The 24,054-nt window shown below is 65.4% G+C and carries 18 protein-coding genes and 2 tRNA genes; 13 read left to right on the top strand and 7 right to left on the bottom strand.

Annotated elements, in window-relative coordinates:
* Positions 1 to 61 precede the first annotated feature (61 nt).
* Positions 62 to 388 carry a hypothetical protein gene (locus tag QOL82_RS17205; RefSeq protein WP_283443528.1) on the top strand — a complete coding sequence of 109 codons (327 nt, stop codon included), beginning with the start codon at positions 62 to 64 and terminating at the stop codon, positions 386 to 388.
* Positions 389 to 501: 113 nt separating this feature from the next.
* On the opposite strand, the gene QOL82_RS17200 is transcribed toward QOL82_RS17205, so the two are convergent.
* Together QOL82_RS17200 and thiD are read right to left on the bottom strand one after the other, a co-directional pair.
* Positions 502 to 1,596, bottom strand: coding sequence for a porin (locus QOL82_RS17200; protein ID WP_283443527.1), 1,095 nt, complete (start codon positions 1,594 to 1,596; stop codon positions 502 to 504).
* 79 nt (positions 1,597 to 1,675) lie between these two features.
* On the bottom strand, positions 1,676 to 2,551 hold the full coding sequence (gene thiD / locus QOL82_RS17195) for a bifunctional hydroxymethylpyrimidine kinase/phosphomethylpyrimidine kinase (protein ID WP_283443526.1): 876 nt from the start codon (positions 2,549 to 2,551) through the stop codon (positions 1,676 to 1,678).
* A gap of 268 nt (positions 2,552 to 2,819) precedes the next feature.
* Here thiD and glgC point away from each other — a divergent pair, with 268 nt between their 5' ends.
* The 8 genes from glgC to QOL82_RS17155 all read left to right on the top strand — a co-directional run bounded on the left by glgC (position 2,820) and on the right by QOL82_RS17155 (position 14,446).
* Positions 2,820 to 4,103 (top strand): glucose-1-phosphate adenylyltransferase, encoded by a 1,284-nt coding sequence (glgC, locus tag QOL82_RS17190; RefSeq protein ID WP_283443525.1) that lies wholly within the window; start codon positions 2,820 to 2,822, stop codon positions 4,101 to 4,103.
* The gene (gene glgA / locus QOL82_RS17185; protein WP_283443524.1) at positions 4,100 to 5,560 is read left to right on the top strand and encodes a glycogen synthase GlgA; all 1,461 of its coding nucleotides are present in this window, start codon (positions 4,100 to 4,102) and stop codon (positions 5,558 to 5,560) included. Before glgC ends, glgA begins: the two co-directional genes overlap by 4 nt.
* Positions 5,561 to 5,610: 50 nt before the next feature.
* The gene (locus QOL82_RS17180) at positions 5,611 to 8,061 is read left to right on the top strand and encodes a glycogen/starch/alpha-glucan phosphorylase (protein WP_283443523.1); all 2,451 of its coding nucleotides are present in this window, start codon (positions 5,611 to 5,613) and stop codon (positions 8,059 to 8,061) included.
* Positions 8,062 to 8,154: 93 nt separating this feature from the next.
* Positions 8,155 to 8,328 carry a hypothetical protein gene (locus QOL82_RS17175; RefSeq protein ID WP_283443522.1) on the top strand — a complete coding sequence of 58 codons (174 nt, stop codon included), beginning with the start codon at positions 8,155 to 8,157 and terminating at the stop codon, positions 8,326 to 8,328.
* A 447-nt stretch (positions 8,329 to 8,775) separates the two neighbouring features.
* Positions 8,776 to 10,491 carry an alkaline phosphatase D family protein gene (locus QOL82_RS17170; protein WP_283443521.1) on the top strand — a complete coding sequence of 572 codons (1,716 nt, stop codon included), beginning with the start codon at positions 8,776 to 8,778 and terminating at the stop codon, positions 10,489 to 10,491.
* Between the two features lie 117 nt (positions 10,492 to 10,608).
* Complete coding sequence (gene pepN / locus QOL82_RS17165) at positions 10,609 to 13,278, top strand: aminopeptidase N (RefSeq protein WP_283443520.1); 2,670 nt, start codon at positions 10,609 to 10,611, stop codon at positions 13,276 to 13,278.
* A gap of 21 nt (positions 13,279 to 13,299) precedes the next feature.
* Positions 13,300 to 14,310 carry a class 1 fructose-bisphosphatase gene (locus tag QOL82_RS17160; RefSeq protein ID WP_283443519.1) on the top strand — a complete coding sequence of 337 codons (1,011 nt, stop codon included), beginning with the start codon at positions 13,300 to 13,302 and terminating at the stop codon, positions 14,308 to 14,310.
* 60 nt (positions 14,311 to 14,370) lie between these two features.
* Positions 14,371 to 14,446, top strand: a tRNA-Thr gene (locus tag QOL82_RS17155).
* 100 nt (positions 14,447 to 14,546) lie between these two features.
* Here QOL82_RS17155 and QOL82_RS17150 read toward each other — a convergent pair.
* Positions 14,547 to 15,980 carry a DUF6056 family protein gene (locus QOL82_RS17150; protein ID WP_283443518.1) on the bottom strand — a complete coding sequence of 478 codons (1,434 nt, stop codon included), beginning with the start codon at positions 15,978 to 15,980 and terminating at the stop codon, positions 14,547 to 14,549.
* A 266-nt stretch (positions 15,981 to 16,246) separates the two neighbouring features.
* Positions 16,247 to 16,684: an NUDIX hydrolase gene (locus QOL82_RS17145; RefSeq protein WP_283443517.1), complete on the bottom strand. Its 438-nt coding sequence runs from the start codon at positions 16,682 to 16,684 to the stop codon at positions 16,247 to 16,249.
* 254 nt (positions 16,685 to 16,938) lie between these two features.
* Here QOL82_RS17145 and QOL82_RS17140 point away from each other — a divergent pair.
* Positions 16,939 to 17,015, top strand: a tRNA-Arg gene (locus QOL82_RS17140).
* A gap of 70 nt (positions 17,016 to 17,085) precedes the next feature.
* Here QOL82_RS17140 and QOL82_RS17135 read toward each other — a convergent pair.
* Both QOL82_RS17135 and QOL82_RS17130 read right to left on the bottom strand, forming a co-directional pair.
* Positions 17,086 to 17,262: a hypothetical protein gene (locus QOL82_RS17135; protein WP_283443516.1), complete on the bottom strand. Its 177-nt coding sequence runs from the start codon at positions 17,260 to 17,262 to the stop codon at positions 17,086 to 17,088.
* Positions 17,259 to 18,422, bottom strand: a complete 1,164-nt coding sequence (locus QOL82_RS17130) for a PepSY-associated TM helix domain-containing protein (protein ID WP_283443515.1) — start codon at positions 18,420 to 18,422, stop codon at positions 17,259 to 17,261. Before QOL82_RS17130 ends, QOL82_RS17135 begins: the two co-directional genes overlap by 4 nt.
* A 94-nt stretch (positions 18,423 to 18,516) precedes the next feature.
* Here QOL82_RS17130 and QOL82_RS17125 point away from each other — a divergent pair, with 94 nt between their 5' ends.
* From QOL82_RS17125 to QOL82_RS17115, 3 genes are all read left to right on the top strand, one after another.
* Complete coding sequence (locus QOL82_RS17125; protein WP_283443514.1) at positions 18,517 to 20,727, top strand: TonB-dependent receptor; 2,211 nt, start codon at positions 18,517 to 18,519, stop codon at positions 20,725 to 20,727.
* 133 nt (positions 20,728 to 20,860) lie between these two features.
* Positions 20,861 to 22,594 (top strand): ClcB-like voltage-gated chloride channel protein, encoded by a 1,734-nt coding sequence (locus QOL82_RS17120; protein ID WP_283443625.1) that lies wholly within the window; start codon positions 20,861 to 20,863, stop codon positions 22,592 to 22,594.
* 136 nt (positions 22,595 to 22,730) lie between these two features.
* On the top strand, positions 22,731 to 23,624 hold the full coding sequence (locus tag QOL82_RS17115; protein WP_283443513.1) for a hypothetical protein: 894 nt from the start codon (positions 22,731 to 22,733) through the stop codon (positions 23,622 to 23,624).
* A 78-nt stretch (positions 23,625 to 23,702) separates the two neighbouring features.
* Here the strand turns inward: QOL82_RS17115 and QOL82_RS17110 are convergent, their stop codons facing one another.
* Entirely contained in the window at positions 23,703 to 24,005 is a 303-nt protein-coding gene (locus tag QOL82_RS17110) for an HU family DNA-binding protein (protein ID WP_283443624.1), read from the bottom strand.
* Positions 24,006 to 24,054 lie beyond the last annotated feature (49 nt).

The raw sequence follows: 24,054 nt of genomic DNA, 5'->3' as shown, positions 1-24,054 counted from the left end.
CGATTGGAACATTAAGGATTCCGGGAGATACGCAGCCGTTTCATTTTCCCCGGAGGCAGACATGCAATGTGCCCGTAGTCTTTCGTTTCCCGCAACCCCGCGCCAGCAGCAACCCGCCGCCAGCGCCGTTTCCGTTTCCCTTCATGCCGCCGAAGTCAACCGGCTCGGCATGCGCATCCTTGGACTGAAAAGCATTTCCATCCAGGCGGGCGCGCGCCTGGACGCGCTGCTGGCGTGCGCAGCCGAGCTCGGGCGGATGCCGCAGCCGTCCGTGCCCTTGCTGGTCGAGGAACTGGCGGATGCATGCGCGACGCTCCCGAGCCGGGAGGCGATTGTCGCGCTGCGCGCGGTGTTCGAATTCCAGAAGACGCCGGCGCAGTCGGCCTGACGGCGCGGTCGATCAGGCGCCGTCCAAAAATCAAAATGGCGCGATGCGGGTCACTGCATCACGCCATTGCATCACGCCATCAGCGGCAGCGCGGCCATGCCGCGCGGAGCCCGTCAGAACACGTGGTTCACACCCAGCGAAACGCCCACCATGCGGTCCTGCCCGGCGGGCGACGCCAGCGGCAGCTGGCCGGAGGACGGGCTGCTGCCGGTGCCGGCCAGGCCGTCCTTGAAGCGTGCGTAGTCGACGTCGGCATACAGGTTGGTGCGCTTGGACAGCGCATAGGTCGCGCCGACGATGAACAGGCCGCGCTTGCCGTCCGTGGTCGCGCCGGCGATGCCGGCATCGACCTTGGTGTGGTAGTAGGCCGCGCTCATCACCAGCGCCGGGTTGATGTTGTAGCTGCCGCCGAACCAGGCATTCTGCTGGCGGGCGTCGCCGCCGGCGGACAGGTCCTGCGACTCCCTGGCATAGCCTGCCGCGAGGCGGGCCGGGCCGAACGTGTACGCGCCGCCGAGCGTCCATGAACGGTTGTCCTGGAAGTTGGCCGGCGCATTCGCGCTGACCTGGGTGGCGGTCCTGACATCGGGCTTGCGCGCGGTGTAGGCCGCGCCCAGCGCGACCGGGCCGCTGGCGAAGGTGGCGCCGATGCCGGCATGCGAGCCGCCGCTGCCGCCGCCGACGCGCTCGGACAATGCATATTCGGCGCGCGCCGTCACCGGGCCGAAAGTGCCTGTGTACTGGATATTGTTGTCGGTCCGCACTCCGGCCGAGATGCTGGCCTGCGCGGTCGGGACGATGCCCGTGTACTTGAAGTTGAACGGATCGTAGGTGCCGACGGTCCGGTAGGCGACCGTGTACTGGCGGCCAAGGTCCAGCGAACCCCATTGGCCGCCGAGGCCGACGAAGGCCGAGCGCCCGAAGTGGCGGGCGGCGTCGTCAGCGCCGGTGCCGGAATTGAACGCGCTTTCCAGCGTGAAATGCGCATTCAGTCCGCCGCCCAGTTCCTCCGTGCCCTTGAAGCCCAGCCGGTTGGAATTGTAGGTGCCGTTGGAACTCATCGTGGTGCGGCTGTTGCCATTGCTGTTGACATGGTCCTGGGTGCGCACGCCGGCGTCGAACGAGCCATAGATGGACACGCTGGTCTGGGCCTGGGCCATGCTGGCCGCGGCGCCGAGTACGGCCATGGCCGCGAGGGATTTCTTCATTGGATACTCCATTTTTTACGAACCCGACATCATAAACAATCAGGATTTCATTCTGATGACAAAATTGTTCTGAGCAGGATCAAGCCGGCGGCGGAACGAACGCATCCCGCGACAGTTTCTGCATCGGCGCCGGCGCGAATCCATGGTTCAGCGGCCCGTGGCCGCCGCCTGTCTTCACGTCGGCCCCGTGGCGGATTGCCGCGATGACATAGTCCCGCGACAGCCGCACCGCGTCGGCCAGGGTGCATCCCAGCGCCAGGTGGCAGGCGATGGCCGACGACAGCGTGCAGCCGGTGCCATGGGTGTTGACGCTGTCGATGCGCGCGCCGGACATCGCCACCGGCGCCTGACCGGCCTGCAGCAGCAGGTCGACCAGCGTGTCGCCCGCCAGGTGCCCGCCCTTGAGCAGCATGGCCGGCGCGCCCAGCGCCAGCAGGTCGGCGGCGGCCTGCGGCAGTTCGGCCTCCGTCGTCACGGGCCGGCCCAGCAGCAGCGCCGCCTCGTCCAGGTTGGGGGTGACCACCGTGGCCAGCGGAAACAGTTCGCGCACCAGCACCGCCACCGTTTCGCGCGCGATCAGCGCGTCGCCGCTGGTGGCGACCATGACCGGGTCCAGCACCACCCGCGTCCAGCCATGGCGGCGTATCGCCGCGGCCACCGCCAGCACCACTTCCGGGTCATGCAGCATGCCGATCTTCACCGCGTCGACGCCGATGTCGGCGGTCACCGCGTCGATCTGCTGCGTCAGCAGCGCCGCCGGCAGCGGCTGGATGGCGGTGACGCCCAGCGTGTTCTGCGCGGTGATCGCGGTGATCGCGCTCATCCCGTAGCAGCCCAGCGCGGCGAAGGTCTTGAGGTCGGCCTGTATGCCCGCGCCGCCGCCGCTGTCGGACCCGGCGATGGTCAGCAGGCGGGTATAGCGCCGCGGCGTCATGTCAGTTGTGGAGGAATCCATGTCGGGCCCGTCAGAAAGTGCAAAAAAATAGTATGCGGCAAGATAATATATTGGCAACCTTGCGCGGGAAGGGCCGATTCTACCAATTCGCGGCTCGCCGCCCATCCGGTCTTTCAGCGCAAGGACTAGCGCAGAAACAATACTTGGGTCGGACGATTGAGAGATAGTTTTGATAACGGTGTAGCCCGAACAAGCCGCCGCATGGATCGGCCGCCTGTCCGTCGCTGCGGAAACCATCACGATGAGACATGAAAAAATGAGACGATCCATGGATAAACTTCTGGTGTCGCGGCAACTCCCCAAACGCACGATGGCGCTGGTCCTGGCCGGTGGGCGCGGTTCGCGGCTCGAACAGTTGACAGACAAGCGCGCCAAGCCGGCGGTGTATTTCGGCGGCAAGTTCCGCATCATCGACTTCGCGCTGTCCAACTGCCTCAATTCTGGCATTCGCCGGATCGGCGTGGTCACCCAGTACAAGTCGCATTCGCTGCTGCGCCACCTGCAGCGCGGCTGGAGTTTCCTGCGGCCGGAGATGAATGAATTCATCGACCTTTTGCCGGCCCAGCAGCGGGTCAGCGAGACCCACTGGTATCGCGGCACCGCGGACGCGGTCTACCAGAACCTCGACATCATCCGCGGCTACAACCCGGAATACGTGGTGGTGCTGGCCGGCGACCATATCTACAAGATGGATTACTCGCTGATGCTGCTCGACCACGTCGAACGCGGCTCGGGCTGCACGGTCGGCTGCATCGAGGTGCCGCGGATGGAAGCCACCGCCTTCGGCGTGATGGCGGTCGACAACGAGCGCCGCGTGGTCGACTTCGTCGAGAAGCCGGCGCAGCCGCCGGGCATGCCCAACAACCCGGACATCGCGCTGGCCAGCATGGGCATCTACGTGTTCAATGCCGACTACCTGTACCGGCTGCTCGAGGAAGACCTGCAGAACCCGGCGTCCAACCATGACTTCGGCAAGGACATCATCCCGCGCGTGGTGCGCGACGGCAGCGCCACCGCGCATCCGTTCAGCATGTCCAGCATCCCGCCGGCGCTCAGCGCCGAGCATATCGCCTACTGGCGCGACGTCGGCACCGTCGACGCGTTCTGGTCGGCCAACCTCGACCTCGCGACCGACAAGCCCGAACTCGACCTGTACGACCGCGACTGGCCGATCTGGACCTTCCAGGAGCAGCTGCCGCCGGCCAAGTTCCTGCCCGACGAGAACGGCGTGCAGGGCAAGTCGGTCAACATGCTGGTGTCGGGCGGCTGCGTAGTGCGCGGCTCGGACATCACGCAGGCGGTGCTGTTCTCCAGCGTCGAGGTCGATTCCTTCTGCACCATCAACCAGGCGGTGATCCTGCCTCAGACCAAGATCGGCAAGAACTGCCGGCTGTCCAAGGTCGTCATCGACCGCGGCTGCGTGCTGCCCGACGGCATGGTCATCGGCGAGGATCCCGAGCTGGATGCGCAGCGCTTTTCGCGCACCGAAAGCGGCGTCGTGCTGGTCACCGCGGACATGCTGCAAAAGGGTAGCGGCGCGCCTGCCGCATGATGCGGGTCCTGCATGTCTGCGCGGAACTCTATCCGTTGCTCAAGACCGGCGGCCTGGCCGACGTCACCGGCGCGCTGCCGCCGGCGCTGGCCAGGCAGGGCTGCGACGCCCGGGTGCTGTTGCCCGGCTTTCCCGCGCTGAAGAACGGCATCGGCGCGCAGCAGCTGGTCGTGGACATGTCCGGCTATTTCGGCGCCGAGCCGGTTCGGCTGTATCGCGGCGTCGTGCCCGGCGCCGGCACGGTCGCCTACGTGATCGACGCGCCGCAGTTCTACGACCGTCCGGGCAACCCGTATTCCGACAGCTTCAACCAGGCTTATCTCGACAACGACCGCCGCTTCGCGCTGCTGGGCCGGGTCGCGGCCTGGCTGGCCGAGCATGGCGACGGCGACTGGCGGCCGCAGGTGGTGCATGGCCACGACTGGCATGCGGGCATCGCGATGGCCTGCATCAGGGCGCGCGAGCACCAGATGGGGCGGCGCGTGGCCGGCACTGTCTACACCGTGCACAACCTGGCCTACCAGGGCGTGTTCGACGCCAGCTCCTTCGGCGCGCTGGGCCTGCCCGACTATTTTTTCAACCTGTACGGCCTGGAGTTCCACGGGCAGGTGTCGTTCATGAAGGCCGGCCTGTATTACGCGGACCTGCTGACGACGGTCAGCCCGACCTATGCGCGGGAGATCCAGCAGCCGGAGCAGGGCTGCGGGCTGGACGGCCTGCTGGCGTCCCGGTCGCATGACCTGCACGGCATCCTGAACGGCGTCGACCCGGCCGTCTGGCACCCGGCGAACGATAGCCTGCTGGCGGCCCGCTACGATGCGTCGGACATGGGCGGCAAGCGGGAATGCCGGGGCGCGCTGCAGGCCGAGTTCGGCCTGGCGCAGCGCGACGACGGCCTGCTGTTCTGCGTGGTCAGCCGCCTGACCGAACAGAAGGGACTGCAGCTGGTGCTGGCCGGCCTGCCTGCATTGCTGGAGCGCGGCGGCCAGCTGGCGCTGCTGGGCAGCGGCGAGCCGGGCATGGAAGCCGCGTTCCTCGAGGCCGCGCGCCAGCACCCGGAAGCAATTGGCGTGCGCATCGGCTACGACGAGGCGCTGTCGCACCGGATCATCGCCGGCGCCGACGTGATCCTGGTGCCGTCGCGCTTCGAACCGTGCGGGCTGACGCAGCTGTATGGCCTGGCCTACGGCACGCTGCCGCTGGTGCACCGGGTGGGCGGGCTGGCCGACTCCGTGGTCGACTGCACGCTGGAAAATCTGGCGGACGACCGCGCGACCGGTTTTTCCTTCGATCAGTTCGAGCTTGCCGGTTATGATGCGGCGATGCGCCGCGCATTCGCCCTTGCCGCACGGCCGGCCGACCTGGCGCAGGTGCAGCGTTGCGCCATGCGGCAGCAGTTCAGCTGGGATGTCGCGGCGCGGCAGTACCTGACGCTTTACGAGCAAGTCGCAGTCTGAACCGGCCCGGCCGGGAGCCTGCGCCGGACCACGACCAGACCACGAGACCCATGCCAAATACCGAATTCGAATACGACCGCGTCGCGCTCGACGTGCATGACCTGATGCGCTCGATCGCCAACAAGCTGACCTACGCGGTCGGCAAGAACCCGGCCGCCGCCAGCCCGCAGGACTGGCTGCAGGCAACCGAGCTGGCAGTGCGCGACCGCATGGTCGAGCGCTGGATGAAGACCACGCAGCAGTATTACGCGCAGGACGCCAAGCGGGTCTATTACCTGTCGATGGAATTCCTGATCGGCCGCACCTTCACCAACGCGCTGCTGGCGCTGGGAATTTACCAGGAAGTGAGCGATGCGCTGCGGGCGCTGGACATCGACATCAATGAACTGGCCGAGCTCGAGCCCGACGCCGCGCTCGGCAACGGCGGCCTCGGCCGGCTCGCCGCCTGCTTCCTCGACTCGATGGCCACGCTGGGCATTTCCGGCATGGGCTACGGTATCCGCTACGACTACGGCATGTTCCGCCAGCAGATCGTCGACGGCCGCCAGGTCGAGGCGCCGGACTACTGGCTCTCCGGCGGCAACCCGTGGGAATTCCCGCGGCCCGAAGTGCAGTACCGGGTGCGCTTCGGCGGCCGCATTGAAAAGGACGGCGACCGGGTGCAGTGGCTGGATTGCCAGGACGTGCTGGCAATGGCCTACGACACCGTCATCCCCGGCTACGGCACCGACAGCACCAACACGCTGCGGCTGTGGTCGGCCAAGGCCACGACCGAGATGGACCTGTCCGCCTTCAACCGCGGCAACTACTTCGCCGCGGTCGAGGACAAGAACCATTCGGAAAACGTGTCCCGCGTGCTGTATCCCGACGACTCGACCCAGTCCGGCCGCGAGCTGCGCCTGCGCCAGGAATACTTCTTCGTCTCGGCCAGCATGCAGGACATGGTGGCCCGCCACCTGCGCAACAAGCACAGCTTCGACTCGCTGCCCGACTATGTCGCGGTCCACCTGAACGACACCCACCCGGTGCTCGCGGTGCCCGAGCTGCTGCGCATCCTGCTCGACGAGCACCAGCTGCCGTGGAGCCAGGCCTGGGGCCTGGTGCAGCGCATCTTCTCGTACACCAACCACACGCTGATGCACGAGGCGCTGGAGACCTGGCCGGTGGACATGCTGGGCCGGCTGCTGCCGCGCCACCTGAACATCATCTTCGACATCAATGCCGAGTTTCTCGGCAGCGTCACCGCCCAGTACGGCGCCGACTTCGAGCTGATGCGCCGGCTCTCGCTGATCGACGAGCATGGCGAGCGGCGCGTGCGCATGGCCTATGTTGCCGTGGTCGCCAGCCACAAGGTCAACGGCGTGTCGCGGCTGCATTCGGAACTGATGAAGCAGTCGATCTTCGCCGATTTCGCCCGCGTGTTCCCGGAGCGCTTCAACAACAAGACCAACGGCGTGACCCCGCGGCGCTGGCTTGCCCAGGCCAACCCAGCGCTGTCGGACCTGGTGGACAGCCATATCGGCCGCGGCTGGCGGCTGCACCTGGAAGAACTGGCGCAGCTGAAGCCGCTGGCGGTGGACCCGGACTTCGCGGAAGGATTCAAGGACGCCAAGCGCCGCAACAAGCTGCGCCTGGTCAGCTGGGTCCAGCAGAACATGGGCATTGCGCTGAACCCGGACTCGCTGTTCGACGTGCAGGTCAAGCGCATCCATGAATACAAGCGCCAGCTGCTGAACCTGCTGCAGGTGGTGGCCCGCTACAACCGCATCCTGGCCAACCCGGACGCGGACTGGGTGCCGCGCACGGTGGTCTTCGCCGGCAAGGCCGCGTCGGCTTATCACACTGCCAAGCTGGTCATCAAGCTGATCAATGACGTGGCCGCGGTGATCAACAACGACGCCCGCATCGGCCACAGGCTGAAGGTGGTGTTCATGCCCAACTACAGCGTGAGCCTGGCCGAGATGATCATCCCGGCGGCCGACCTGTCCGAGCAGATTTCCACCGCCGGCACCGAGGCGTCCGGCACCGGCAACATGAAGCTCTCCCTCAACGGCGCGCTGACCATAGGCACGCTGGACGGCGCCAACATCGAGATCATGGAGCAGGTCGGCGAGGAGAACATCTTCATATTCGGGGCCACCGCGCCGCAGGTGACAGACATCCGCGCCCACGGCTACCAGCCGCGCCAGCTGTATGAAACCAACGCGGAGCTGAAGCAGGCGCTGGACGACATCCGCGATGGCGTGTTCTCGAAGGACGAGCCGGGCCGCTTCCAGCAGCTGTTCGACCTGCTGGTGAACTTCGGCGACCATTACCTGCTGCTGGCCGACTTCTCCAGCTACATGGAAGCGCAGGACCGGGTCGACGACCTGTACCGGCAGCCGGAGGAATGGACCCGCAAGGCCATCCTCAATGTGGCCGGCATGGGCGTGTTTTCATCGGACCGCACCATCGCCGAATACGCCGAAGAGGTCTGGGATGCGAAGCCGCTCAAGCTTTGACGTTGTAGACGGCCGCCGGTGGAATTTTTGCGCCGGGGCCGGGGTCTACATTGCCATGTCGATCCGGCATGAAAACACAAAGAGGAGCACAGCATGAGCACAGACAAGACCAACGACAAGACGCGCCAGCAGAAGTCGGACACGCCTACCGAAGCCGAATCGAAGGCGCAGCAGAACAAGCAAAGCGGCAAGGACGCCGCCAGCCACACCAAGGCATCGACCAACGAAGGCGCGGGCGGCGGCGCGAAGCAGAAGCGCAACCACTAGGCGGATGTCGACCGGGCCGGGCGCAGCGATACCCGGCCCGCGTCGTCGCCGCTTGCAGGGGAGGGCGCGATGCGTCTTCCCCGCTGCGCCGGCTGTCCATTGCCCCGCGCATTCCATGCCTTGCCGCCCAGTTACCAGCCCGGCGCCGCAAGCCTTCCACTATCCTGAATTTCGCCAGCGCTGCGCATGGACTACCTGCGCCAGTGTCGCGATGCGCACCGCCGCACTTCTGCGCAACCTTATGTAGAACCGGGGCCGGCGTTTCGCCGACCTGACGGCCTGACTGCCGCGGATCGAAGCCAGCGCGGCCTGACCGGGCGCGCATGCCGGCCGCATCCCGCAAGCCGCCCCGATCCGCCGCATCGTTCGCTTGCGTCCCGTTAATGCATGCGCATAAAAATGATGCCATGCTGAAACCTCACAGCCACGCATGACAGAGGAATCGAGATGGGACGCCCACGTAACCGCAAACAGCAGCGCCGCCCGGTCGGCCGCCGCGACTTCCTGAGGCGTTCCGGCGCGGCCATGCTGGCCGCGGCGTCGGTCCCGCTGCTGCAGGCCTGTGGCGGAGGCGGCGGCGACAATGGCGCCGACCCCGGCGCCCCGCAGAGCGCGGTCATCAGCTTCGTGCATGGCGTCGCCAGCGGCGATCCGCTGTCGAACGCGGTCATCCTCTGGACCCGCGTCACGCCGCCGGCCGGCGCCACCACCGCCGCGGCGGTGACAGTCGACTTTTTCGTCGCCACCGATCCCGCCATGACCGCGCTGGTCAAGACCGGCCGCGTCGGCACCGACGCCAGCCGCGACTACACGGTCAAGATCGATGCCGACGGCCTGCGGCCCGACACCACCTATTACTACCGCTTCAGCGCGGCCGGCGTGTTCTCGCCGATCGGCCGGACCAAGACCCTGCCGGTCGGCGACGCCGGCCGCCTGCGGCTGGCCGTGGTCAGCTGCGCCAGCCTCGCGCATGGCTATTTCAATGCCTACCGCCGCATCGCCGAGCGCGCCGACCTCGACCTCGTGGTCCACCTGGGCGACTACATCTATGAATACGGCACCGGCGACTATGGCGACGTGCGCAGCTACGAACCGTCGAATGAAATCCTGACGCTGTCGGACTACCGCACCCGGCATGCGCAGTACAAGCGCGACGCCGACCTGCAGGAAGTGCATCGCCAGCATGCGATGGTCGCGATCTGGGACGACCATGAATTCGCCAACGACGCCTGGTCCGGCGGCGCGGGCAACCATACCGAGGGCGCTGAAGGCGCATGGTCCGCCCGCGTGGCCGCGGCGCTGCAGGCGTATTACGAATGGATGCCGGTGCGGATCACCGACCCGGCCAACCTGCGCAAGAACAACCGCAGCTTCGCGCTGGGCAACCTGGTCGACCTGATCATGCTGGAAGAGCGGGTCAATGCCCGCTCGCAGCAGATCTACCGCAATGCGCTGAGCTTCGGCAACTTCACGCAGTCCGGCGACTATCTCGACCCGGCGCGCCAGGTTTTGGGCACGGAAGAGGAAAACTGGCTGGCCGGCAAGCTGCGCGGCTCGACCGCGAAGTGGAAACTGGTCGGGCAGGGCGTCATGTTCGCCCAGCTCAAGTCGGTCGGCGGCGTGGTCGCCGACGGCGGCGGCACCTTCTTCAATCCCGACCAGTGGGACGGCTACCAGCCGGCCCGCGACCGGGTATACGACGTCATCAAGGGCGGCGCCGGCGCGCCGGCCGTCAACAACGTGGTGATCCTGACCGGCGACATCCACAGCTCGTTCGCGGCCGACCTGTCGCAGGATCCGAACAACGGCGACGTGGCCTCCGGCGGCTACGACGGCGACACCGGCGCCGGCTCGCGCGCGGTCGAACTGGTGGCGACCTCGGTCACGTCACCCGGCGCGATCGACCCGAAGGGCATCGCCGCCGCCGCGCTCAAGCTGGCCAACCCGCATCTCAAGTATGTCGACCTGACCGAGCGCGGCTACATGCTGCTCGACATCGACGCCACCCGCGTCGTATCGGAATGGTGGTATGTCGACACCGTCACCAGCCGCAGCACCAGCCAGTCCATGGGCCATGCGGTGCAGATCGGCGACGGCGCCAACCGGCTGAGCGCCGGCGCGCAGACCGCGGCGCGGCCGAATCCGCCGGCGCTGGCGCCTTAAGCGCGCCCGGGCAGCGCCAGCCGGCGCTGCATCGCCGCAAACTCTGGCCACAAAGTCGGTGCGCTTCCGGCATGCATTGGTAAAATGCCCATTCGCCTCTTACCGTGACGACATCCCATGCGCACCGACACCTCCCCGGCTATTCTCCGCAGCAACTATGCCCCGCCGAATTACCTGGTCGACACCGTCGAACTGGGCTTCGACCTCGACCCCGCGCTGACCCGCGTTGCGGCGCGCCTGACCATGCGGCGCAATCCCGACGGCCGCAGCAACGAGATCGTGCTGTACGGCGACGCGGTCGAACTGGTGGCGCTGCGCATGAACGGCAAGCCGCTTACCCGCCGCGCCTACCGGCTGAACGGCGGCGAACTGCATATTCCGAATGCGCCCGACGAAGTCACGCTGGAGATCGAGACCGCGCTGCAGCCCGACGCCAATACATCGCTGATGGGCCTGTACGTATCGAACGGCAATTTCTTCACCCAGTGCGAGGCGGAAGGCTTCCGCAAGATCACCTGGTTCCCCGACCGCCCCGACGTGATGGCCCGCTACACCGTGATGCTGCGCGCCGACAAGCGCGCCTACCCGGTGCTGCTGTCCAATGGCAACCTGGTGGAGGAGGGCGACCTCGGCGACGGCCGCCATTACGCGCTGTGGGAAGACCCGTTCATGAAGCCGTCCTACCTGTTCGCGCTGGTGGCCGGCAAGCTGGTCTGCCAGGAAGAGCGCATCACCCAGCCCTCGGGCCGCGAGGCGCTGCTGCAGGTGTGGGTGGAGGAGGGCAACCTTGACAAGACCCAGCATGCGATGGATTCGCTGGTCAACAGCATCCGCTGGGACGAGGCGCGCTTCGGCCTGGAACTGGACCTCGACCGCTTCATGATCGTCGCCGTCGGCGACTTCAACATGGGCGCGATGGAAAACAAGGGCCTGAACATCTTCAACACCAAGTACGTGCTGGCCAACCCGCGCATCGCCACCGACGCCGACTATGCCAACATCGAAGCGGTGGTCGGCCATGAATATTTCCATAACTGGACCGGCAACCGCGTCACCTGCCGCGACTGGTTCCAGCTGTCGCTGAAGGAAGGCCTGACCGTGTTCCGCGACCAGGAGTTCTCGGCCGACATGGTGGGCACCGACAGCGGCCGCGCGGTCAAGCGCATCGACGACGTGCGCGTGCTGCGCCAGGCCCAGTTCCCGGAAGACGCCGGCCCGATGGCGCACCCGGTGCGGCCCGACAGCTATGTCGAGATCAGCAACTTCTATACCGTCACGATCTACGAGAAGGGCAGCGAGGTGGTGCGCATGTACCAGACGCTGCTGGGCCGCGACGGCTTCCGCAAGGGCATGGACCTGTACTTCGAGCGGCATGACGGCCAGGCCGTCACCTGCGACGACTTCCGCGCCGCGATGGCCGACGCCGGCGGCCGCAACCTCGACCAGTTCGAGCGCTGGTACAGCCAGGCCGGCACCCCGCGCGTGACCGTGGCGACCCGCCACGACATCGAGGCCGGCACCTATGACATCACGCTCGCCCAGTCATGCCCGCCGACGCCGGGCCAGAAAACCAAGCTGCCCTTCCACATCCCGGTCAAGGTCGGCCTGCTGGCCGCGACCGGCGCCGACCTGCCGCTGGTGCTGGAAGGCGAGGATGCCGCCAGTGCGCCGACCACCCGCGTGCTGGAGCTGACCGAGGCCAGCCAGACCTTCCGCTTCACCGGCATCGAAGGCAAGCCGGTTCCCTCGCTGCTGCGCGACTTCTCGGCGCCGGTGATCCTGGAATACGACTACAGCGACGACGAGCTGGCCTTCCTGATGGCCAACGACAGCGACCCGTTCAACCGTTGGGAAGCCGGCCAGCGGCTGGCCACGCGCCGCCTGCTGACGCTGACCCGCATGGTGCAGGACCAGGAGCCGATGCGCGAGACCACGGCCAACCTGGAAACCTACACGGCGGTGCTGCACAAGACCCTGGACGACGCCACGCTTGACCCGTCGTTCCGCGAGATGGTGCTGACGCTGCCCAGCGAAGGCATGCTGGCCGAGCAGATGGACGTCATCACGCCGCAGGAAATCCATACCGCCCGCCAGTTCATGCGCCGCCTGCTGGCGCGCACGCTGCGCAACGAGCTGGTGCAGCTCGTCGACCTGAACCAGACGCCCGGCGACTACAGCCCGGACGCGCTGTCGGCCGGCAAGCGCGGCCTGAAGAACGTCGCCATGCTCTACCTGTCCGAGCTCGACGACACCGACACCCATGCGATGGCGCAGGCGCAGTACGACCAGGCCAGCAACATGACCGACCGCATCGCCGCGCTGTCGGCGCTGCAGAACAGCAGCGCGCCGGGCCGCCAGGATGCGCTGGAGCGTTTCTACACCGAGTTCGAGGACGAGCCGCTGGTCATCGACAAGTGGTTCGCGCTGCAGGCCACGTCGCCTGCGACCGATGTCGCCGCGGTGCGCGCGCTGATGCGGCACCCGGCGTTCAGCATGAAGAACCCGAACCGGGCGCGCAGCCTGATCTTCAGCTTCTGCAACGGCAACCCGTCGCGCTTCCACGCGGCAGACGGCAGCGGCTACAGGTTCTGGGCCGAGCAGGTCATTGCGCTCGACGCGATCAACCCGCAGGTCTCGGCCCGCCTGGCCCGCACCCTGGACCGCTGGCGCAAGTACGCGCCGGCGCTGCAGTCGCAGATGCAGGACGCGCTGCAGCGCGTGGCCGCCACGCCCAAGCTGTCCAAGGACCTTTCCGAAGTCATCAACAAGTCACTCGCCACAGATTAACGTCGTCTAGGAAAAATATTTATGAAACGTATCAGCCTGACCCAGCATTTGATTGAAGAACAGCGCCAGCACAACACCATCCCCGCCGAGCTGCGCCTGCTGATCGAAGTCGTCTCCCGCGCCTGCAAGACCATCAGCCATGCCGTCGGCAAGGGCGCGCTGGGCGAAGTGCTGGGCACCAGCGACGCCAGCAGCGAGAACATCCAGGGCGAGATCCAGAAGAAGCTCGACATCATTTCCAATGACATCCTGCTGGAAGCCAACGAGTGGGGCGGCCACCTGGCGGCCATGGCGTCGGAAGAGATGGAAAGCATCCACCCGATTCCCAACCGCTACCCGATGGGCGAATACCTGCTGCTGTTCGACCCGCTCGACGGCTCGTCCAACATCGACGTCAACGTGTCGATCGGCACCATCTTTTCGGTGCTCAAGGCGCCGCCCGGCATGGCCAACCCGACCGAACAGGATTTCCTGCAGCCCGGCCGCCAGCAGGTTGCCGCCGGCTATGCCGTCTACGGCCCGCAGACCGTGCTGGTGCTGACCACCGGCAACGGCGTGCAGTCGTTCACGCTGGACCGCGAGATGGGCTCGTGGGTGATGACCGACAGCCGCGCGCAGATCCCCGAGGACACCAAGGAATACGCGATCAACGCGTCGAACGCGCGCCACTGGCATCCGCCGGTCAGCCGCTACATCGACGAACTGCAGGCCGGCGTGACCGGCGAGCGCGGCCGCGACTTCAACATGCGCTGGGTCGCCTCGATGGTCGCCGACGTCCACCGCATCCTGACCCGCGGCGGCATTTTCATGTATCCGGCCGACGCCCGCGACCCCGGCAAGCCCGGCAAGCTGCGCCTGATGTACGAAGCCAACCCGATGGCCTTCATCGTCGAACAGGCCGGCGGCGCCGCCACCGACGGCCGCCACCGCATCCTCGACATCCAGCCCGAAAAGCTGCACCAGCGCGTCGCCGTCTTCCTCGGCTCGAAGAACGAAGTCGAGCGCGTGACCTCCTACCACAACGAGGCATGATCGCCGGCAAGCACAAGCAGTGGCAAGTTACGCGGATTTCTTGTTAGAATACGCGTCTTCGCTGATGTAGCTCAGTCGGTAGAGCAACTGATTCGTAATCAGTAGGTCGGACGTTCGATTCGTCTCATCAGCACCAGGAGATTCAAGCAAAAAGCCCAGCTTATAAAGCTGGGCTTTTTGTTTTCCGGCTGGCGATTAATAAACGTGCCTCCGGAATCGCCTGGCCCGTGCCGCGTCTACTCCTCCAGCCGCACGTCCTTCAAATGAAAATAGTCGGCAAAGCAGACATTGCGCCAGTCTTTCGCGTCCGGCTGAATATCGTCGAAAAATGTCATCGACCGTGTTTTGTCCGGATATCGGGAAACTTCCAGCGACGCGCCGGGAGCATGTTCAGCCTGTTTGAACCTGGCATCCATCGACTGTTTCAGCGGCCGGCTATATTTCAGGCTTGTCAGGGTATCAGTGAAAGAAACGCCATCGGCGCCGGCGCGCAAGGTGACCGCAGTGATAAAGATGCCGACGAAGCTCATAAAGATAGGCATCAGTTTCCGGCTCTGGAAAACTGCCTCCCTATTGGCCGAATAGACATGGCGCGCCGCGTGGAAAGCCAAAAGGCTGACCAGCAGGAGGTCGACCGTGTGCACGCGGGAGGGGCCGGAACCATTCAATGCGTAGGCCCGGGTAAAGAGGGCGGCCCATAAGGTAATGAACAATGCGGCTGCGATCATCCTGAATTCGGATTTTTCGAGCGTGTTTTTCTGCAATGGGTTGAATACGATCAGGCTGCTGTAGAAAAGCAGCCAGCAACCCAGGAAAACATGGGTGTACCGCTCGAAAATCCACAGGAATGATTTGCCCATGCTTCGGAAAAGCGCGGGTGGCGCCAAGGTCGCTTCCCGGGCCAGATTGCCTGGCGCATTAATGACGATCAGTGCGCCCAGGATTGCAAACGCAAGAATTATCCCTGTTCGAAAAATGACACCGTTTTTTCTTCGGGCGACTACGCAAAATGAAAAAAGCAGCGACAACAGGGCCGCATGCGCAACCATCAGTGTTTCATTGAAGCCGGCCAGGACCAGGCTTGCGCCGGAAAGCATGAATGTCCTTGCCCAGGATGGTGGATCTTCATGTTTGCGGGCTTGCAGGAAGATGCCGGATTCCTCCGCAATCAGTACAAGAAATAAGGCACAGCCGATGCCGTAGGTAAAGCCGCCCGCCATCCAGAAAACGGCTTCCCGAAAACTGAATACTGCAATTGCAATGGCAAAGAATACGAACTTGTAGCTTTTGGTCGGGATTCCCGTTTTATTGAGAAAGTGGGAAACCGCCAGGAAATTGGCGGCGAGGATCGCAAGCGGCGCGAGAAAATAGCCGTTGAGGAGAATTTCCCTGGAAGAGGCAAACGCCGATATGAGCAGGGTTGCCGCGTAACGCCCGCCCCAGCTCATGTATTCCGATGCCACTGAGCCAAGTATGCCGTCCCTGTTTGCGCGGGCGCCATAGCAAAAATCGTCGACCGCAGGAAAGGCGTTGGTCGTGTTCCAGATGAGCCAGGTAAAGCAGATTCCTAAAAAGACGAGTATTCCCCGCTGCGAATACATCAATGCTTTATTGGACGATGGTCCGTGTGCGGGACAAACATTGTTTTTTCTGTCTTGGTCTGGATTCATGCAATTTACTCGTTTATGGCCATGCGGGATTTTATAAGCCGACTGCGGGCGGCGGAGATGATGGTCAGTAGCAAAAAACGATTTCTTGTGCCAACAGGCGCTGAATGGCAACGTTTTTCCACTGCGGCGCAAGAAATATTGCGCAGAAGATAGATTAAAGGCGCGCCATTTTATCGGATGTTCTGACGAACTGAGGCAAGAGATGCAGGCGGTTGTCCAGTGTGTTTAATGGCCGAAAAACTTTATCCGTCCGACGGTTTGCCGCCTCACCAATCCAGGCCCAGCAGGCGCTCCGCCATCCGCGGCCAGCACAGGCTCCGCACCTCGTCCCGCCCGGCCCACATGAAGCCGTCCGCTTCCGGCGTCATCACGCCCGTGTACTTGTGCGGGAAATAGCTGGTGCATTTCAACGTCTCCAGCGACGCCAGCTCGGCCGGCGCCCGCACCTTGTACAGGTGCAGCCGCTTGTCCCGCCGGTAATCGAAATTTCCCAAATCCTCGAATGCCGAGGCGTCGAACACCAGGCCGGCCTCCTCGTACAGCTCCCGCATGGCCGCTTCGAGCGTCGACTCGCCCGGGTCCTGCATGCCCTTGGGGATGTCCCAGTTGCGGGTGCCGGTGACATGGCACAGCAGGATCTGGCGGCGGTCATTGACGAGCAGCGTGCCGCAGCTGGTTGGCAGGATTCGGCTCGATATGGTCATGGTTGCCTGCTTGCAAAGTGGTCGGGAAAAGCGAGTATGCCGCAAGACGGACGGTGCCTGCAGCACGGTTATTCGGCACAATCGCGGATAAAGATTGCATCGCGGACAGCACAGGTATTGAAGATCGGGAAAACCGGTGGTAGAATCCCGGCTCCTGACGACGAGACGCTACGTCGAGTCGTTGGAAACAGTCATGACGGGCAGCACGCTGTCTGTTCGTGACAAGCCGTATCAATAACGGTGTGCATTACCAAGCGGCTGTAGCTCAGCTGGATAGAGTACTTGGCTACGAACCAAGGGGTCGTGGGTTCGATTCCTGCCAGCCGCACCAATTTAGCAAGGAGTCAGATCGAAAGATCTGACTCCTTTATTTTTTGCCGGTACCGTTCGAAGCGTTTTCTTTATTTGCGGCGCAACACGCCCAGCCAGACCGACAGCGCCACCGGCAGCCCCAGGCAGATTGCCGCCAGCCAGTCCCATATCCCTTCTCCCACCAGCCCGACAACCAGGCCCGCCAGGCTCACGACGGCGATCGCGACCGGCCATCCCCATGTCCGCGTGACATCCTGCCGCATCATCGCTCCATCTCCTCTGCATCGACCGGCAGCCGTTCCGGGCTGGCCATTGCCGCGCCCGCCTTCGCCGGCCTGCGCGGGCCGCGCCGCAGCCACAGGTAGAGTCCGCTGCCCAGCACGATGATGGTGGCGATGTCGAGCGCCGCCCATAGTAGTTGCATCGCCAGCCCGCCGTAGTCGCCGAAATGCAGCGGCTGCGACAGCAGGAGCGCCGACACGTACCACGGCAGCGGGCGGCTGTCGGTCACTTTCGTTGTCTGCGCATCGACCAGCACCGGGGTGAACAGCCGCGCCGTCAATGGCGCATCGCCGCGCAGGAACACGCCGTAATGATGCGGGCTGGAGAAGGTCGTGCCGGGGAAGGCGATGAAGCGCACCGTCATGCCGGGTTGCGCCAGGACGGCCGCATCCAGCGCCGCCTGCAGCGATCCCAGGCGCTCGGGCGGCGGCAGGCCCTTGTACTGCGCGGTCATCTGGCTGACCTGGTCATTGCGCCAGAGGTCGATCACCGGGTCGGCCAGCGTATTGATGATGCCGGTCAGCGTCACCACCGACGCCCATGCCAGCGTGACGATGCCCAGCATGTTGTGCAGGTCCAGCCAGCGCGTGCGCGGCGCATGGTCGTGCCGGACCGTGCCGAAGTCGAGCTTGCGCATGAACGGCGCATACAGCACCACGCCCGAGACGATGGCGGCCATCAGCAGCAGGCCCATGAAACCGAGGAAAAGGGTGCCCGGCAGGCCGGCGAAGAGGTCCACGTGCAGGCTGTGGATGATGTGCATGATGCCCTCGTCGAGCTTGGGTTCGGCCAGCGCCTGGCCCGTGCGGGCGTCGACGGCGACCTGCTTCAGGTCGCTGGCAGAGGTCGGCGTATCGGCCAGCGTCACGTACCAGATGCGGTCGTCGTCCGGTTCCTGCGACACGAACATGCCTTGCTTGCCTGGATAGCGGCCGATCGCCACTTCCATTACCCGGTCGAGGCTGACGCGCGGCGTGCCGGCCGGCAGCGCGGGCGCCTCGACCTCGGTGCCCAGCAAGTGCCCGATCTGGTGATGGAAGATCAGCGGCAGGCCGGTGAGGCACAGCAGCAGCATGAAGGCGGTGCAGACCAGGCTGCTCCATTTGTGAACCCAGGACCAGCGGCGGAGGGAAGCGGAAGTCATGATTGTCGTTCGGGATGGATTTTCGATTGCTTGCGGTAAAGTCGCATTCTATAATAATAATCATTCTCATTTAGATTTACTCAAATCCGCCGCCATGTCCTTCCCTAAATTCAAGCCTTCCGCCATCAGCCTTGCCGTGCTGGTGCTGTCCTGCAGCCTGGCCCAGGCCCAGGTTCAAGTCCAGGCCCAGCCCGCCGCGCCGGCCGCCGATCCCGCCGCCATCCAGACCATGCCCACCGTGAATGTCAACGTGTCCGCGGACGCCACGGCCAGCGGCTTGCCGGCCGAGTATCCGGGCGGACAGGTTGCGCGCGGCGGGCGGCTGGGCGTGCTGGGCAATGTCGACCAGATGAATGCGCCGTTCAGCAGCACCGTCTATACCCAGACCCTGATGCAGGACCAGCAGACCCGCAGCATCGCCGACGTGCTGCAGAACGACCCGACAGTGCGGGTCGCGCGCGGCTTCGGCAATTACCAGGAGCTGTACATGATCCGGGGCTTTCCGGTGAACTCGGACGACCTCGCCTACAATGGCCTGTACGGACTGTTGCCGCGGCAGTTCGTCGCCACCGAATTGCTGGAAAGGGTGGAAGTGCTGCGCGGCGCCAATACCTTCATCAACGGCGCGACGCCGGGCGGCGGCGGCATCGGCGGCGCGATCAACCTGGTGCCCAAGCGCGCGCCCAATGACCCGCTGACGCAGGTCACCGCCGGCGTCGACAGCGGCGGCCAGGCCTATCTGGCGACCGACCTTGCGCGCCGCTTCGGCCCGGACAACAGCACCGGCATCCGCGTCAACCTGGTGCGCCGCAGCGGCGACACCGCGATCGACAATGAAGAGCGCCAGCTGAGCGTGGCCTCGGTCGGGCTGGACCACCGCGGCCGCGACTTCCGGCTGTCGGCGGACGTCGGCTTCCAGGAGCACAAGCTGGACCAGTCCCGCCCCAGCCTGCTGCTGGCGCCCGGCATCGCGGTGCCGGGCGCGCCGGATGCATCATCCAATTTCTCCCAGCCCTGGGTCTATTCCAACGAGCGCGACACCTTCGGCACCGTGCGCGGCGAGTTCGACCTGGCGCCGGACGTTACCGCCTGGGCCGCCGCCGGCGCGCGGCGCGGCAGCGAGAACAACAGCCTGGCCAATACCACGGCGACCAGCGCCGCCGGCGACACCAGCACCTACCGCTTCGACAATGCCCGCCGCGACACCGTGACCACCGGCGAAGTCGGCATCCGCGGCAAGCTGCGCACCGGCGACGTCGGCCACGCGCTGAGCGCCACCGCATCGACCTTCACGCTGAAGTCGCGCAATGCCTATGCCATCAGCGACTTCGCCGGCTTCGCATCGAATATCTATTCGCCGGTGTCGGTGGCGGCGCCCGCGGCCGATTTCTTTGTCGGCGGCGTGCTGTCCGATCCCTTGCTGACCCAGAAGAGCGAACTGTCCAGCATCGCGCTGGTCGATACGCTGTCCTTCGCCCAGGACCGGCTGCTGCTGACGGTGGGCGCGCGGCGCCAGACCATCAAGGAAAAAGGCTACGACTACACCAGCGGCGCCGAGACCGCGAATTACGACAAGAGCGCGGTGACGCCGGTGGCCGGCGTGGTGTTCAAGCCGATGCAGAACCTGTCGCTCTACGCGAACTATATCGAGTCGCTGACCAAGGGCCCGGTCGCCGGCGGCACCGCGCTCAATGCCGGCGAAGTGTTCGCGCCTTACCGTTCGAAGCAGAAGGAGATCGGTGCCAAGTACGATGCCGGCACCTACGGGATGAACCTGGCGCTGTTTACAACCTCGCAGCCGATGGGCGTGCTGAACGGCAGCAACATCTTCGGCATCGACGGCGAGCAGCGCAACCGGGGCGCCGAGTTCACGGTGTACGGCGCGCCGGTCCGCGGCCTGCGCCTGCTGGGCGGCCTGACCCTGCTCGACGCCAAGCAGCGCCGCACGGCCAGCGGCGCCAACGATGGCAAGGATGTGATCGGCACGCCGGACCTGCAGGCCAACCTCAGCGCCGAATGGGACGTGCCCGGCGTGCGCGGCCTGAGCCTGAGCGGGCGCGTGCTGCATACCGCGTCGCAATATGCCGACGCCGCCAACACGCAGAAAGTGCCGTCATGGCGGCGCGTCGATGCCGGCGTGCGCTACGTCACCAGCCTGGGCAAACAGGCGCTGACCCTGCGCGGCCAGGTCGAGAACCTCACCAACCGCGACTACTGGGCATCGGCAGGCGGCTATCCCGGCTCCGGCTACCTGGTGCTGGGCGCGCCGCGCACGCTGACGGTGTCGGCGACGCTGGACTTCTGAGCGCGTCCGGCAGCGGCGGTCGCCCGCAGATGGCGTAAGCGGCGTCAGGCTGGGTTAAAGTGTCGACAGGAAAACGTGCCCCGCCGGGCAACATCGACGCCAGACAACCAGCAAAGGACCCGTCTTGTTCAACATGCCGCCCTCTTTTTCCGGCTTGCGCGCTTCCGTCGCGCGCGGACTGCGCTGGTCCGACTCCCACGCAATGCTGCTATGGGCCGCATTGGCCGGGGTAGTCGGCGCCAGCGCCACCATCGCATTTCGCGAAGGCATCAACGGCCTGCAATGGCTGATGGTGGGAAAGACCGTCAGCCTGGTCGACATGGCGCGCGGCCTCGACTGGCCGCTGCGCATCGCCATACCGACGCTGGGCGGCGTCGTCGCCGGGCTGCTGCTGGCATGGGCGCGGCGCACCGACACCGGCGAAACCAAGCCCGACTACATGGAAGCCATCGCCATCGGCGACGGCCGCATCCCGGTGCGGCAAAGCCTGCTGCGCAGCCTGTCGTCGATGTGCACCATCGCCAGCGGCGGCTCGATCGGCCGCGAAGGTTCGATGATCCAGCTGGCCGCGCTGTGCTCGTCGCTGACCGGGCAGTGGCTGCGTTTCGACCCGGCGCGGCTGCGCCTGCTGGTGGCTTGCGGCGCGGCGGCCGGCATTACCTCCGCCTACAACGCGCCGATCGCCGGCGCCGTCTTCGTGACCGAGATCGTGCTCGGGTCGATCGCGATGCAGAGCTTCGGCCCCATCCTGGTGGCGTCGGTGACGGCCAACATCATGATGCGCGAACTGGCGGGCTACGCGCCGCCGTATGAAATGCCGGTGTTCCCGGCCGTTTCCGGCGCCGAAGTCATCCTCTTCATCGGGCTGGGCATCCTGGCCGGGGTGCTGGCGCCGCGCCTGCTGCAGCTGCTCGACCTGTCGCGCCGGCTGTTCGGCCGCAGCAAGCTGCCGCTGCCGCTGCGCCTGGGCGTCGGCGGGCTGCTGGTCGGGCTGATGTCGCTGCTGATGCCGGAAATCTGGGGCAACGGCTACGAGGTCGTCAATGCGCTGCTGCATAACCCGTGGCCGTGGACCATGCTGCTGGCGGTGCTGGCGCTGAAGGTGGCGGCCACGGCGATGACCGTGGGTTCCGGCGCGATCGGCGGCATCTTCACGCCGACGCTGTTCTTCGGCGCGGTGGTGGGCTGCCTGTTCGGCCAGCTCGCGCAGGCGCTGTGGCCGGGCGCGACCTCCGCGCCGTTCGCCTATGCGATCGTCGGCATGGGCGCATTCCTGGCCGCGGCCACCAGCGCGCCGCTGATGGCCATCCTGATGATCTTCGAGATGACGCTGAGCTACCAGGTGATGCTGCCGCTGATCCTGTGCTGCGTGGTCGCCTACTTCGTCGCGCGCTCGGTCGACGAGCAGTCGATGTACGAGATCACGATACGCCGCAACCGCGCCGAGCAGGAAAGGCTGCGGCTGAAGGCGATCCGGCTGGGCGAGCTGATCCAGCCCGCCGTCACGGTGATGCCGCTCGACGCCAGCATCGCCAGCCTGATGCAGGTCTTCGTGGAACACCCGGTGAAGTACATCTATATCGTCGACGCGGCGCAGCGCTACTGCGGCGTGGTGGCGCTGAAGGACATCAGCCATGACCTGCTCACCGGCCACGGCCAGCCGGACAAGACTGCCGCCGACTTCGTCTGCCAGGACATTAGGCCGCTGACGCCGGACATGTCGCTGGGCAATGCGCTCGAGCATTTCATGACGCACCAGGGCGAACGGCTGCCAGTGGTGCGCGCGGACGACGACCCGGTGCTGCTCGGCGCGGTGCACAAGACTTCCCTGCTCGACGCCTATGTCCGGCTGAGCGGCGGCGTATAGCCCGGGCATGTGCGCTGTCGTACTGACCGGCGCAGGCAACGGGGCTATGATCCGCACTTTCCATTTCCTGGCGCGGTTGGCACGGTGCTGTGCTTGTTGAACGATCGCATGCGCCGCGGCAGCCGCCATTTCCATCATGGTCCGACCGTCACGCTGTTCCAGGCTGTTCCAGGCCGCTTTCCTTGCCGCCTCCCTGCTTGCCCTGCCGGCCGCGCATGCGCTGGATCCCGGCGCCGCCGACACGCTGCGCCAGAAGCATGCGGAACTCAAGCCCCGGCTCGCCAGCAACCAGTACGGCCAGCCGCTGTTCCTCGAATCGACCGAAGCGCCCGGCCAGCTCAAGGGCGAGGCCTATGCGCTGCTCGACTATCCGCTGGAGAAAGTGGCTGCCGCGCTTCGCACCCAGCAGCAGTGGTGCGACGTCCTGATCCTGCATCTCAACACCAAGTACTGCCGCGCCGCGCAGGTCAATGGCGGCCAGGGCCTGACGGTCTACATCGGCAAGAAGGAGCCGGAAGAGCTGGAGCAGGCCTACCGGGTCGACTTCACCTACAAGGCCGACGCCGGCCCGGACTACATGGACGTGCGCATGACGGCCGGGAAAGGGCCGATGGGCACCAGCGATTACAAGATCCTGGTGGAGGCCGCCGCGGTGGACAGCCGCCGCACGCTGCTGCACCTGACCTATTCGTATTCGTATGGCATGGCCGGCAAGATCGGCATGCAGGGTTACCTGGCGACGGTGGGCGCAAGCAAGGTGGGCTTCACCGTGACCGGCAACGAAGGTGGCAAGCCGGCCTACATCGGCGGCGTGCGCGGCGTGGTCGAGCGCAACACCATGCGCTATTACCTGGCGATCGATTCCTACCTGAAGGAAATGGATGCGCCGAACGGCGAGCAGCAGGAGCGCCGCCTGCGCAGCTGGTTCAGCGCGACCGAGCGCTATGCGCGGCAGCTGCACGAAGTGGAGCGGGAAGACTACATGGAAATGAAGCGCGCCGAGATCAAGCGCCAGCAGCAGCCGCGCTGACGGCGCAAACGAAAACGCGGCGCATTGCGCCGCGTGAAGGGTGCCGGCCCGGAGGCCATCGCCCGAAGGCTGTCGAGCTTAGATCTTGAACTTGGCGATTGCTTCCTTGAGCGCCGGCGCTGCCTTGAAGCGGGCATTCTTGGAGGCCTTGATCTTCAGCTTTTCGCCGGTGGCCGGGTTGCGGCCGGTGCGTGCCGCGCGCTTGGTGACGCTGAACGTGCCCAGGCCAGGGATCGCGCAGCGGCCTTCCTTGCGCAGGTCCGTGTGGATGATGCCGATCACGGTGTCGAGCACGCGGCTGGCTTCCGCCTTGGTGATCGTGTGGTTCTGCGCGATATGGTCGATCATTTCCGATTTTTTCATGGTGCTTGCCTGTGAGATAGAGGGGATTGAATTTTAGCGGAATCCCGCCGGCGCACAGGTGCCATCG

Origin of the sequence: Noviherbaspirillum suwonense (genome assembly GCF_900182955.1) — a bacterium.
In the GTDB taxonomy this organism is placed as follows: Bacteria; Pseudomonadota; Gammaproteobacteria; order Burkholderiales; family Burkholderiaceae_D; genus Noviherbaspirillum_A; species Noviherbaspirillum_A suwonense.
This window is presented reverse-complemented; position numbering and strand designations above follow the sequence as displayed.

Bases quoted from the DNA above. Each gene is read 5' to 3' on its own strand.
- QOL82_RS17130 (WP_283443515.1), bottom strand. From the start codon at position 18,422: ATGACTTCCGCTTCCCTCCGCCGCTGGTCCTGGGTTCACAAATGGAGC.
- glgC (WP_283443525.1), top strand. From the start codon at position 2,820: ATGGATAAACTTCTGGTGTCGCGGCAACTCCCCAAACGCACGATGGCG.
- QOL82_RS17180 (WP_283443523.1), top strand. From the start codon at position 5,611: ATGCCAAATACCGAATTCGAATACGACCGCGTCGCGCTCGACGTGCAT.
- glgA (WP_283443524.1), top strand. From the start codon at position 4,100: ATGATGCGGGTCCTGCATGTCTGCGCGGAACTCTATCCGTTGCTCAAG.
- QOL82_RS17175 (WP_283443522.1), top strand. From the start codon at position 8,155: ATGAGCACAGACAAGACCAACGACAAGACGCGCCAGCAGAAGTCGGAC.
- QOL82_RS17150 (WP_283443518.1), bottom strand. From the start codon at position 15,980: ATGAATCCAGACCAAGACAGAAAAAACAATGTTTGTCCCGCACACGGA.
- QOL82_RS17135 (WP_283443516.1), bottom strand. From the start codon at position 17,262: ATGATGCGGCAGGATGTCACGCGGACATGGGGATGGCCGGTCGCGATC.
- QOL82_RS17205 (WP_283443528.1), top strand. From the start codon at position 62: ATGCAATGTGCCCGTAGTCTTTCGTTTCCCGCAACCCCGCGCCAGCAG.
- QOL82_RS17145 (WP_283443517.1), bottom strand. From the start codon at position 16,684: ATGACCATATCGAGCCGAATCCTGCCAACCAGCTGCGGCACGCTGCTC.
- QOL82_RS17160 (WP_283443519.1), top strand. From the start codon at position 13,300: ATGAAACGTATCAGCCTGACCCAGCATTTGATTGAAGAACAGCGCCAG.
- QOL82_RS17125 (WP_283443514.1), top strand. From the start codon at position 18,517: ATGTCCTTCCCTAAATTCAAGCCTTCCGCCATCAGCCTTGCCGTGCTG.
- thiD (WP_283443526.1), bottom strand. From the start codon at position 2,551: ATGGATTCCTCCACAACTGACATGACGCCGCGGCGCTATACCCGCCTG.
- QOL82_RS17115 (WP_283443513.1), top strand. From the start codon at position 22,731: ATGGTCCGACCGTCACGCTGTTCCAGGCTGTTCCAGGCCGCTTTCCTT.
- QOL82_RS17170 (WP_283443521.1), top strand. From the start codon at position 8,776: ATGGGACGCCCACGTAACCGCAAACAGCAGCGCCGCCCGGTCGGCCGC.
- pepN (WP_283443520.1), top strand. From the start codon at position 10,609: ATGCGCACCGACACCTCCCCGGCTATTCTCCGCAGCAACTATGCCCCG.
- QOL82_RS17200 (WP_283443527.1), bottom strand. From the start codon at position 1,596: ATGAAGAAATCCCTCGCGGCCATGGCCGTACTCGGCGCCGCGGCCAGC.
- QOL82_RS17120 (WP_283443625.1), top strand. From the start codon at position 20,861: ATGCCGCCCTCTTTTTCCGGCTTGCGCGCTTCCGTCGCGCGCGGACTG.